6 protein-coding genes, 2 tRNA genes and 3 rRNA genes are annotated in these 11,591 nt (G+C 46.0%); 10 read left to right on the plus strand and 1 reads right to left on the minus strand.

The window, feature by feature from the left end; translation table 11 throughout:
- Positions 1 to 38: 38 nt before the first annotated feature.
- The 10 genes from OQE68_RS17745 to OQE68_RS17790 all read left to right on the plus strand — a co-directional run bounded on the left by OQE68_RS17745 (position 39) and on the right by OQE68_RS17790 (position 9,743).
- Positions 39 to 1,579 (plus strand): 16S ribosomal RNA (locus OQE68_RS17745).
- An 88-nt stretch (positions 1,580 to 1,667) separates the two neighbouring features.
- A tRNA-Ile gene (locus OQE68_RS17750) sits at positions 1,668 to 1,744 on the plus strand.
- Positions 1,745 to 1,749: 5 nt separating this feature from the next.
- Positions 1,750 to 1,825, plus strand: a tRNA-Ala gene (locus tag OQE68_RS17755).
- Positions 1,826 to 2,048: 223 nt separating this feature from the next.
- A 23S ribosomal RNA gene (locus OQE68_RS17760) occupies positions 2,049 to 4,940 on the plus strand.
- Between the two features lie 169 nt (positions 4,941 to 5,109).
- Positions 5,110 to 5,225 (plus strand): 5S ribosomal RNA (rrf, locus tag OQE68_RS17765).
- Together the 16S, 23S and 5S rRNA genes with 2 tRNA genes alongside form the textbook arrangement of a ribosomal RNA operon.
- 123 nt (positions 5,226 to 5,348) lie before the next feature.
- Complete coding sequence (locus OQE68_RS17770; protein WP_180571294.1) at positions 5,349 to 5,690, plus strand: hypothetical protein; 342 nt, start codon at positions 5,349 to 5,351, stop codon at positions 5,688 to 5,690.
- 266 nt (positions 5,691 to 5,956) lie between these two features.
- Complete coding sequence (locus tag OQE68_RS17775) at positions 5,957 to 7,504, plus strand: 2-isopropylmalate synthase (RefSeq protein ID WP_180571293.1); 1,548 nt, start codon at positions 5,957 to 5,959, stop codon at positions 7,502 to 7,504.
- 23 nt (positions 7,505 to 7,527) lie between these two features.
- Complete coding sequence (locus tag OQE68_RS17780; RefSeq protein WP_180571292.1) at positions 7,528 to 8,370, plus strand: uracil-DNA glycosylase family protein; 843 nt, start codon at positions 7,528 to 7,530, stop codon at positions 8,368 to 8,370.
- Between the two features lie 9 nt (positions 8,371 to 8,379).
- On the plus strand, positions 8,380 to 8,838 hold the full coding sequence (rimI, locus tag OQE68_RS17785; protein ID WP_219340215.1) for a ribosomal protein S18-alanine N-acetyltransferase: 459 nt from the start codon (positions 8,380 to 8,382) through the stop codon (positions 8,836 to 8,838).
- Between the two features lie 170 nt (positions 8,839 to 9,008).
- Positions 9,009 to 9,743 carry a hypothetical protein gene (locus OQE68_RS17790; protein WP_180571291.1) on the plus strand — a complete coding sequence of 245 codons (735 nt, stop codon included), beginning with the start codon at positions 9,009 to 9,011 and terminating at the stop codon, positions 9,741 to 9,743.
- A 111-nt stretch (positions 9,744 to 9,854) separates the two neighbouring features.
- On the opposite strand, the gene OQE68_RS17795 is transcribed toward OQE68_RS17790, so the two are convergent.
- On the minus strand, positions 9,855 to 11,417 hold the full coding sequence (locus tag OQE68_RS17795; protein WP_180571290.1) for a SulP family inorganic anion transporter: 1,563 nt from the start codon (positions 11,415 to 11,417) through the stop codon (positions 9,855 to 9,857).
- Between the last annotated feature and the right edge of the window lie 174 nt (positions 11,418 to 11,591).

Below are 11,591 nucleotides of genomic sequence, written 5' to 3' on the forward strand. Positions count from 1 at the left end.
AAGTTTCGTTTTGCACTTTAAGCAAGACAACCTGATTTAAACTGAAGAGTTTGATCATGGCTCAGATTGAACGCTGGCGGCAGGCCTAACACATGCAAGTCGAGCGGAAACAGGGGAGCTTGCTCCCGCTGTCGAGCGGCGGACGGGTGCGTAACGCGTAGGAATCTACCTGGTAGTGGGGGATAGCCCGGAGAAATCCGGATTAATACCGCATACGCCTTAAGGGGGAAAGAGGGCCTCTATTTATAAGCTCTTGCTATCAGATGAGCCTGCGTCGGATTAGCTAGTTGGTAAGGTAAAGGCTTACCAAGGCGACGATCCGTAGCTGGTCTGAGAGGATGATCAGCCACACTGGGACTGAGACACGGCCCAGACTCCTACGGGAGGCAGCAGTGGGGAATATTGCACAATGGGCGCAAGCCTGATGCAGCCATGCCGCGTGTGTGAAGAAGGCTCTAGGGTTGTAAAGCACTTTCAGCGAGGAGGAAAGGGTGTAAGTTAATACCTTGCATCTGTGACGTTACTCGCAGAAGAAGCACCGGCTAACTCCGTGCCAGCAGCCGCGGTAATACGGAGGGTGCGAGCGTTAATCGGAATTACTGGGCGTAAAGCGTGCGTAGGTGGCTTGATAAGCCAGATGTGAAAGCCCCGGGCTCAACCTGGGAATTGCATCTGGAACTGTTAGGCTAGAGTACGGTAGAGGGTAGTGGAATTTCCTGTGTAGCGGTGAAATGCGTAGATATAGGAAGGAACACCAGTGGCGAAGGCGACTGCCTGGACTGATACTGACACTGAGGCACGAAAGCGTGGGGAGCAAACAGGATTAGATACCCTGGTAGTCCACGCCGTAAACGATGAACACTAGCCGTTGGGCGACTTGATCGCTTGGTGGCGAAGCTAACGCGATAAGTGTTCCGCCTGGGGAGTACGGCCGCAAGGTTAAAACTCAAATGAATTGACGGGGGCCCGCACAAGCGGTGGAGCATGTGGTTTAATTCGAAGCAACGCGAAGAACCTTACCTGGCCTTGACATCCTGCGAACTTTCTAGAGATAGATTGGTGCCTTCGGGAACGCAGAGACAGGTGCTGCATGGCTGTCGTCAGCTCGTGTCGTGAGATGTTGGGTTAAGTCCCGTAACGAGCGCAACCCTTGTCCTTAGTTACCAGCACGTGATGGTGGGCACTCTAAGGAGACTGCCGGTGACAAACCGGAGGAAGGTGGGGACGACGTCAAGTCATCATGGCCCTTACGGCCAGGGCTACACACGTGCTACAATGGGGCGTACAGAGGGTTGCCAAGCCGCGAGGTGGAGCTAATCTCATAAAACGTCTCGTAGTCCGGATTGGAGTCTGCAACTCGACTCCATGAAGTCGGAATCGCTAGTAATCGTGAATCAGAATGTCACGGTGAATACGTTCCCGGGCCTTGTACACACCGCCCGTCACACCATGGGAGTGGGTTGCACCAGAAGTAGCTAGTCTAACCTTCGGGAGGACGGTTACCACGGTGTGATTCATGACTGGGGTGAAGTCGTAACAAGGTAACCCTAGGGGAACCTGGGGTTGGATCACCTCCTTAAACGAAGCTCGTCATTGCAGTTAAGAGTCCACATGAATTGTCTGATTGAAAGGTTAAAACCCTATTGGGTCGCTGACCCGGAAGATTTGGGTCTGTAGCTCAGCTGGTTAGAGCGCACCCCTGATAAGGGTGAGGTCGCTGGTTCAAGTCCAGCCAGACCCACCAAGTATGGGGCCATAGCTCAGCTGGGAGAGCGCCTGCTTTGCACGCAGGAGGTCTGCGGTTCGATCCCGCATGGCTCCACCAACAAGCGACTGGGAATACGATAGGGAACAAGAAGTCATCGATAAAAGGTTAGGAAGTTACTTTTTATCCATGGCTTTTTTTAAGCCACTTGCTCTTTAACAATTTGGAACTGTAGTAATTTGAAAATAACTGCTGAGTATACAGAAATGTGATACTCAAGCGTTCGGCGTAAAATATCGTTGTAATTGTTTGTAAGTGTGACTCAGATTATTTTGGGTTATATGGTCAAGTGATTAAGCGCATACGGTGGATGCCTTGGCAGCTGGAGGCGATGAAGGACGTAGGAGCCTGCGAAAAGCGACGGGGAGTTGGCAAACGAACTGTGATCCGTCGATGTCCGAATGGGGAAACCCAACCACTTAGGTGGTTATCATGCACTGAATTCATAGGTGTATGAGGCGAACCCGGGGAACTGAAACATCTAAGTACCCGGAGGAAAAGAAATCAACCGAGATTCCGTGAGTAGAGGCGATCGAAAGCGGACTAGCCCTTAAGCTTGTTATGGTTTAGTGGAAGGATCTGGAAAGTTCCGCGATACAGGGTGATAGCCCCGTACACGAAAGGCCATTTTAAGTGAAATCGAGTAGGTCGGGACACGTGATATCTTGACTGAAAATGGGGGGACCATCCTCCAAGGCTAAATACTCCCAGCTGACCGATAGTGAACCAGTACCGTGAGGGAAAGGCGAAAAGAACCCCGTTGAGGGGAGTGAAATAGAACCTGAAACCGTATGCGTACAAGCAGTGGGAGCATGCTTCGGCATGTGACTGCGTACCTTTTGTATAATGGGTCAGCGACTTATTTTCAGTGGCAAGCTTAACCGAATAGGGGAGGCGTAGGGAAACCGAGTCTTAATAGGGCGAACAGTCGCTGGGAATAGACCCGAAACCGGGCGATCTATCCATGAGCAGGGTGAAGGTTAGGTAACACTGACTGGAGGCCCGAACCCACTGTCGTTGAAAAGCCAGGGGATGACTTGTGGATCGGAGTGAAAGGCTAATCAAGCCCGGAGATAGCTGGTTCTCCTCGAAAGCTATTTAGGTAGCGCCTCGTGTCTCACCATGGGGGGTAGAGCACTGTTTCGGCTAGGGGGTCATCCCGACTTACCAACCCGATGCAAACTCCGAATACCCATGAGTGCAATCACGGGAGACACACGGCGGGTGCTAACGTCCGTCGTGGAAAGGGAAACAACCCAGACCGTCAGCTAAGGTCCCAAAGTTCTAGTTAAGTGGGAAACGATGTGAGAAGGCCCAGACAGCCAGGAGGTTGGCTTAGAAGCAGCCACCCTTTAAAGAAAGCGTAATAGCTCACTGGTCGAGTCGGCTCGCGCGGAAGATGTAACGGGGCTCAAACTAGACACCGAAGCTACGGATCCTAACTTAGGTTAGGGTGGTAGAGGAGCGTTCTGTACGCCTGCGAAGGTAGATCGGGAGGTCTGCTGGAGGTATCAGAAGTGCGAATGCTGACATGAGTAACGATAAAGGGAGTGAGAAGCTCCCTCGCCGGAAGACCAAGGTTTCCTGCGCAACGCTAATCGGCGCAGGGTGAGTCGGCCCCTAAGGCGAGCACGAAAGTGGTAGTCGATGGGAAACAGGTTAATATTCCTGTACTAATAATGACTGCGATGAAGGGACGGAGAAGGCTAGGTTGGCCTGGCGATGGTTGTCCAGGTTTAAGGTTGTAGGTAGGCATCTTAGGCAAATCCGGGGTGCTAATACTGAGAGCCGATATCGAACTCATCTTCGGATGAGGAAGTAATTGATGCCATGCTTCCAGGAAAAGCTTCTAAGCTTCAGGTCATTATTAACCGTACCCCAAACCGACACAGGTGGTCAGGTAGAGAATACCAAGGCGCTTGAGAGAACTCGGGTGAAGGAACTAGGCAAAATGGCACCGTAACTTCGGGAGAAGGTGCGCCGGAGCTGGTGAAATTCCTTGCGAATGGAGCTGGAGCCGGTCGAAGATACCAGGTGGCTGCGACTGTTTATTAAAAACACAGCACTCTGCAAACACGTAAGTGGACGTATAGGGTGTGACGCCTGCCCGGTGCCGGAAGGTTAATTGATGGGGTTAGCTTCGGCGAAGCTCTTGATCGAAGCCCCGGTAAACGGCGGCCGTAACTATAACGGTCCTAAGGTAGCGAAATTCCTTGTCGGGTAAGTTCCGACCTGCACGAATGGCGTAACGATGGCCACGCTGTCTCCACCCGAGACTCAGTGAAATTGAAATCGCTGTGAAGATGCAGTGTATCCGCGGCTAGACGGAAAGACCCCGTGAACCTTTACTACAGCTTCACACTGGACTTTGAGCCTACTTGTGTAGGATAGCTGGGAGGCTTTGAAGCGGTAACGCTAGTTATCGTGGAGCCAATCTTGAAATACCAGCCTGGTATGTTTGAGGTTCTAACTCTGGTCCCTGATCGGGATCGAGGACAGTGTGTGGTGGGTAGTTTGACTGGGGCGGTCTCCTCCCAAAGAGTAACGGAGGAGCACGAAGGTGCGCTAAGCATGGTCGGACATCATGCGGTTAGTGTAAAGGTATAAGCGCGCTTGACTGCGAGACGTACATGTCGAGCAGGTACGAAAGTAGGTCTTAGTGATCCGGTGGTTCTGTATGGAAGGGCCATCGCTCAACGGATAAAAGGTACTCCGGGGATAACAGGCTGATACCGCCCAAGAGTTCACATCGACGGCGGTGTTTGGCACCTCGATGTCGGCTCATCACATCCTGGGGCTGAAGCCGGTCCCAAGGGTATGGCTGTTCGCCATTTAAAGTGGTACGCGAGCTGGGTTTAGAACGTCGTGAGACAGTTCGGTCCCTATCTGCCGTGGACGTTGGAAGTTTGAGGAGAGCTGCTCCTAGTACGAGAGGACCGGAGTGGACGAACCACTGGTGTTCGGGTTGTGTCGCCAGACGCATTGCCCGGTAGCTAAGTTCGGACGGGATAACCGCTGAAAGCATCTAAGCGGGAAGCCCCCTTCAAGATGAGACTTCCCTTAGGCCTTGAGCCTTCTAAAGAGCCGTTTAAGACTAAGACGTTGATAGGCGGGGTGTGTAAGTGCTGTGAGGCATTGAGCTAACCCGTACTAATTGCTCGTGAGGCTTGACCATATAACGCCAAAGTGATTTGAGTACAAATCCAAAGCGAAATAGACAAGCACAACGAAATAATACATCGAACGCAAAGCTTAAAAATAAGCTAAAGAGTATCACCAAAAAAGTACAACGCAGAATTCAAATTACGAAAACCAACGCAAAACAGTTCCAAATTCCAGTTTTGCTTGACGACTATAGCGAGTGTGAACCACCTGAATCCATCCCGAACTCAGTAGTGAAACCGCTCCGCGCCGATGGTAGTGTGGGGTCTCCCCATGTGAGAGTAGGTCATCGTCAAGCGCCTTATTTTAAAAACCCTCAGCACAAAGTGTTGGGGGTTTTTGCTTTTGTGGGGCTATTTGTCAGAAGTTTTGTTTCTTTAGCTTTATTTGGTAAGGCTAACTAATAGGTAGAGTACAGAATATGAAAAACGTAATTGTTTATTTTGGCTTTATTGCTATGACGGTTATTTCCTCTATCCCTACTCAAGCATTTGATATATCGGTTGATTCGGAAGAAATTGCTAGTGACTCGAAAATAACAGAAGAGGAGCAAGTACTAAGCCCGCTGCCTCAGCTATTTCAATCAGAGCAAGAGCGTCTGGCAAAAAAGCAAGCACATATTAACGAGATGATTGAAGACAGCTCGATTTTGCGGAAGGCACTTCAGGATGATGCCGCTTCATATAAATATCACTGGGAAAAAGAGGATCACAGGCGTCTTGAAAAAGAAGTAAGTGGGGAAGGTTTTAAGAAAAGGCCTTGAGCTTCCTTTGCATTGACTAATAAAGCATACTATTATTGACGGGTGGTTCATAAAAAATTATATAGATATTACAACATAACATTCATGACCTTTTCAGCAGAGAATATGAAGACATTGATTTTCCAAGCTCTTTGTTCTATGCGGCTCTACCTTCTCCTCCTGCCTTAGGGCAGAAAGCTAAATATTTATCCAACCAAACGCTTAATTTCTCTAATCTATAAAGTGATTCTGATTAGCCATTGATAGGCTTATGTAGGAGTGTTTTTATGAATAATAATCGAGTCGTGATCTTTGATACGACATTGCGTGATGGTGAGCAGAGCCCTGGTGCTTCAATGACTAAGGATGAAAAGCTACGAATTGCTAAAGCCTTAGAGAAAATGCGGGTAGATGTGATCGAAGCAGGCTTTGCTATGGCGAGTCCAGGTGACTTTGAGTCAGTTAAAGCGGTTGCTGAGACGATTAAAAACAGCAGTATTTGTAGCTTATCTCGGGCGCTTGATGGTGATATTGACCGAGCAGGGGAAGCACTTAAAAACGCTACAGTACCTAGAATACATACCTTTATAGCAACATCACCAATCCATATGAAGTATAAGCTGCGAATGGAGCCAGAAAAGGTTTTAGAGCAAGCCGTTCATGCGGTGAAGCGAGCTCGTAAGCTAGTAGATCATGTGGAGTTTTCTTGCGAGGATGCGGGCCGATCAGACTTAGACTTCTTGTGTAGGATTATTGAGGCTGCTATTAATGCTGGTGCTCGAACAATCAATATCCCTGATACGGTTGGTTATGCCATCCCTCATCAGTTTGGTGAGACTTTTCAGCAGCTGATAGAAAGGATTCCAAATGCAGATAAAGCTATCTTTTCAGTGCATTGTCACAATGATCTAGGACTTGCCGTAGCTAACTCCTTGGCTGCAGTTGCTCATGGTGCCAGGCAGGTGGAATGTACGATCAATGGTTTAGGTGAGCGGGCAGGCAATGCTTCACTTGAAGAAATTGTGATGGCAATTAAAACCCGCCAAGATGTTTTAAATGTTGAAACCAATATTGATACAAAACACATTGTGTCCACTTCTCGGTTAGTATCGAGTATTACCGGATTTCCAATTCAACCGAACAAAGCCATTGTGGGAGCAAATGCATTTGCTCATGAGTCAGGCATTCATCAAGATGGCATGTTAAAGCATAGAGAAACCTACGAAATAATGAAGGCAGAAGATGTAGGTTGGAAAGCAAATAAAATGGTGTTGGGTAAACACTCAGGAAGAACAGCTTTTAAAGGTCGTCTTGAAGAGTTGGGAGTGCACTTTAGTTCAGAAGCTGAGTTAAATACTGCATTTACTAGGTTTAAGGAACTTGCAGATAAAAAACATGAAATATTTGATGAGGATTTGCAGGCGCTAGTCAGTGATACACGCACTTCTGAGATTACTGAAACCTATAAATTACAAACATTAGAAGTATGCTCAAAGACTGGAGAAACACCAGTTGCCAAAATAACACTTACAGTCAGTGGTAAAGAGCGAAGAGCGAGTTCTGAAGGTAGTGGGCCGGTGGATGCAACCTTTAAAGCAATTGAGGTAATTGCTGAATCTAATACATCTTTGGAGCTGTACTCAGTGCATGCGATTACTAGTGGAACTGACTCGCAAGGAGAGGTAACTGTAAGGCTGGAACGAGGAGGAAGAATTGTTAATGGCAATGGTGCTGATACGGATATTGTCATTGCATCGGCTAAGGCTTACATTAACGCCCTTAATTTACTAGAAGCAGGGGTTCAAAGAGCTCACCCTCAAGCTGGTAATGTTTAAGTTAAGTTTTTGGGAGTAATGTAATGTTAGAGCAGCAGCGACAGGCTTATCTGCAAGCGATGGGAATCCCTTCTTGGTTTCCTCGTTATCAGCTACCCAGTGCGCTGCCTACACCAGATTACTATTGGCCTGTCACTAACAATGGAAGTTTAGTCGAGGCTTCAGCGATCAATCAGCAAGCAGCTACAACTCAGTCAGAAGAATCAGCTAACCCTTCACGTTACTTACCTGAGAGTTTAACTGAGCGGCCTAAATTGGCAAAATTGCAAATTCGTGACTCTCTGGTTAATAGTGATAAGTCGGCAACGATCTCTAAAGAAGGGATAACAGGCCAGCCAGAACTAGAAGCTGAACAAGTTAAAGAAATACAAGCAGTGCTAACCGAGCCTTGCTATTTTCAGCTGGTTTGTATGACGCCTAATGAGCAAGTGATGTTAGTTACTGAGTTGCCTTATAGTGGAGTCAATGAACTATCAGCATTACATTATTCGTTAGTTAATAACCTACTTACTGCATTAAATATTAAAAGTATTGTTAATGAGGCTAAGAGCTTTAAATGGCCATTTACCTTTCAGCAATTTGTTGATCAGTCTGAGCCTGTTGCCAGTGCTGCAGTAAAAGCATATTTGGAGGGGCAACTAGGTTTTTCAAGTAAAAAGCTGGTGATCTTGATGGGGGCGACGGCGGTAAAATATGGTTTAAGTTTAGATAAGGATTTTGAATCGGTGCGAGGGCTTAAGCAACAAGGCGAGCAATGGCTAGCTGTTACTCATAGCTTGAATGAGATTTTACGATTACCTCAATATAAAAAAGAAGCCTGGAAGGATCTTGCAGCAATTACCAAGATAGACTGGTCGCCAGCATAAACTAAGCCTATGATGACAGATGATTTACAACTGTTGCCTATGACCAGTAAGCGTTTAGATGACGTAATGAAGGTAGAGTGCAAAGCTTATTCTTACCCTTGGAGTAAAGGTATTTTTAAAGACTGTCTAAAGTCTGACTATGAGTGTTGGGTAATTGATAATGCAGATAAATTAATTGGCCATGGAGTTTTCTCTGTAGCAGTAGGTGAAGCGCATTTACTCAATATTACAGTTGCACCGGAGTTTCAAGGTAATGGATACGGGCAAATTTTATTAAGTTATTTTTTATCAAGGGCAAGGGAGTTGGCCGCTGAGGTAATGTTTCTTGAAGTGAGATCCTCTAACTTAAGTGCTATTAGGTTATATAAGCGAATTGGATTTGAAGAAATTGGATTAAGGAAAAACTATTACCCCGCAGCAGATGGACGGGAAGATGCGTTGGTAATGTCATATAACTTAAAACGCTAGGGTTTGTTTTCAGAATCTATGGTGTACTCACCACTAATTAGTTGTCTAACACCACATAAAGCTATTTAAGTTAGATAAACTGAGATGACATCAGGGGTGTTGATGATGGAGAGTCGTAGATAATGTGTAGTATAAATAATGTTAGCAGCTCAATAATTTGTTAGTTTTCTATGATGCCATGGACTGTATTATCAATTGCCCGCTGCTTAGGGGTGATGACCTTACTAATAGGGTTAGTGCTTCGATTTATCTTTCCTGCTGAGTTAGCCTGGACCTACCCTGGGGTGAAGACCCCCATAATTGCCTTTGAGTTTGCGCAGACACCAACCGAAGTATTTCATTTGTTTGGTGATGGTATAGATTTGCGTGATGCTCTTGTGAGAGCTATGGATTGGGGTAACTATGTCGACTTTATTTTCATGGCTGTTTATGTCAGTTTTTTAGCTGTACTGCTATGGCTGCATAAGCCTTTGCTGGCAGGTTTAACCTATTGGTGTTTAGGTTTAGCAGTGATTATTTTGGCGACTGATTTTATTGAAAACATTGCTTTACTCAATTTAACCCACTTAGTCAATGTTGGTTATACAGGAGCTTCTAAGTTACAAGGGTGGCTCCATGTATTAATTATTAGTACTTGGTTTAAGTGGATGACTATTGTAGTAGTCATTACTGTGTTGGGTTTAGCTTGCCGTTTTATTCACTGGTCAGGCTGGCTCATCCTGTGTTTAGGGTGGGTTGGTTTATTACTCGGAGGCTGGAATATTCTTTATCGAGACAGCTTAGAATTATTTGCTAGTGTCGTATTTTTAAGCTTTATCATCTTGGTATTTTATATCTTTACGGCCTCCACTCATCACCAGCATAATTCTTTTAAAGCAAAGAAAAGAGTATTGACAAAAATATAAGTGGTTTATTAAAACCAGACATACTGTTGACTCAGCGTGAAAAAGTTAAAGGTCAACTCTGAAGAAACCTACCGACTACTGCCGGTAGGTTTGCAATGACTGGTTGGAGTATTAAGCCAACTTGTCTGTGGCAATGTGATAGTGAGGGTCAGTCATATCATCTACTTCAACCAGGTTTTTGGCTTTTTCTAATAGCTCGATACATTCAGGGCTGAGATGACGTAGGTGTAATACTTTACCTGCGGTTTGATAGCGCTCGGCTAATGCATCTATTGCTTCAATACCTGAATGGTCACAAACTCGTGAGTGTTGAAAGTCAATGATTACATGGTCTGGGTCTGTTTTAGGGTGGAAAATTTCTCTAAAGTGGGAGACTGAACCAAAAAACAGCGGCCCTCTTAAAGAATAAATTTTACTTTCACCTTCTTCACTAAGTTCTGCGTAAATGTGCTTGGCATGCTCCCAGGCAAATACCAAGGCAGAAACAATAACACCTACGATCACTGCTATTGCTAAATCTGTCGCAACGGTAACCCCTGAAACCAGGACGAGCACGAAGGCGTCAGACTTTGGGATTTTGCGGATAATTCTGAAGCTGGTCCATTCAAAAGTACCAATTACCACTATAAACATCACGCCAACCAAGGCAGCAATCGGAATTTGCTCAATTAATGATGAAGCAAATAAAATAAAGGCTAACAAGCACAAGGCTGCAGTAATGCCAGATAAGCGGCCGCGACCACCAGAATTTACATTTATCATGCTCTGGCCAATCATCGCACATCCACCCATGCCACCAAATAAACCAGTAACAGTATTTGCCACACCTTGCCCGATACACTCGCGGTTACCTTTACCACGAGTTTCGGTAATTTCATCAATAAGGCTTAATGTCAGGAGAGACTCAATTAAGCCAATGGCAGCCAGGATCACTGAGTAGGGTAGTATGATCCAGAGAGTTTCAAAAGTAAGTGGCACCATCGGGATATGAAAACTAGGCAAGCCACCAGCGATAGAGGCGACATCGCCAACGGTTTTGGTTTCGATACCAAAGCCAATCACAAGCAGTGAAATAGTGACGATAGCAGCCAAAGAGGCTGGGATGGCATTAGTCAGCTTAGGCAGGATAAAAATAATCGCCATGGTTAACGCGACCAAGCCAAGCATGACCCAGAGTTCGGGGCCTTGCATCCAGGCTACATCAATAACTGAACCTTCTAATATTGTATTGGCTAACCAGCCTTCACCACTGTTTTTGCCAAAACTGCCCAGCTGGGCTAAGAAAATAACGATTGCTAAACCATTCACAAAGCCTAGCATGACAGGGTGAGGCACCATACGGATAAATTTACCCAGCTTTAGGACCCCAGCTGTTATTTGAATTAATCCCATTAATACGACAGTTGCAAATAAATACTCGACGCCATGCTCCGCGACCAAAGTGACCATGACAACAGCCAGGGCGCCAGTGGCACCAGAAATCATACCTGGACGGCCACCAATTAACGAAGTGATTAGACCCACCATAAAAGCAGCATAGAGACCAACTAAGGGCTCGACCCCTGCCACAAAAGCAAAGGCAACTGCTTCAGGCACCAACGCTAACGCAACAGTTAGGCCAGAAAGTAAGTCATTTTTCAGTGATGCGGTTTTTTGCGTGATAAGATCTATCATCAGGTTACTTCATTAGTTACTACGAGTTGGGTATTTCATAACATTATATTTATGCAAGTTTATGAAATACCCAGACTAGAGGTTGTTAAATGTAGGGTTTAGCCGGATACCCAAATTGGCGCAGGATCATATCATAACCTGGGTACAAAAGAGTCAGTATTTTCACTACACAAA

The sequence above is a fragment of the Spartinivicinus marinus genome (assembly GCF_026309355.1).
GTDB lineage: Bacteria > Pseudomonadota > Gammaproteobacteria > Pseudomonadales > Zooshikellaceae > Spartinivicinus > Spartinivicinus marinus.

What these genes read in the sequence shown, in the direction of transcription:
- OQE68_RS17775 (WP_180571293.1), top strand. Translation starts at nt 5,957, where the DNA reads ATGAATAATAATCGAGTCGTGATCTTTGATACGACATTGCGTGATGGT.
- OQE68_RS17780 (WP_180571292.1), top strand. Translation starts at nt 7,528, where the DNA reads ATGTTAGAGCAGCAGCGACAGGCTTATCTGCAAGCGATGGGAATCCCT.
- OQE68_RS17790 (WP_180571291.1), top strand. Translation starts at nt 9,009, where the DNA reads ATGATGCCATGGACTGTATTATCAATTGCCCGCTGCTTAGGGGTGATG.
- rimI (WP_219340215.1), top strand. Translation starts at nt 8,380, where the DNA reads ATGATGACAGATGATTTACAACTGTTGCCTATGACCAGTAAGCGTTTA.
- OQE68_RS17795 (WP_180571290.1), bottom strand. Translation starts at nt 11,417, where the DNA reads ATGATAGATCTTATCACGCAAAAAACCGCATCACTGAAAAATGACTTA.
- OQE68_RS17770 (WP_180571294.1), top strand. Translation starts at nt 5,349, where the DNA reads ATGAAAAACGTAATTGTTTATTTTGGCTTTATTGCTATGACGGTTATT.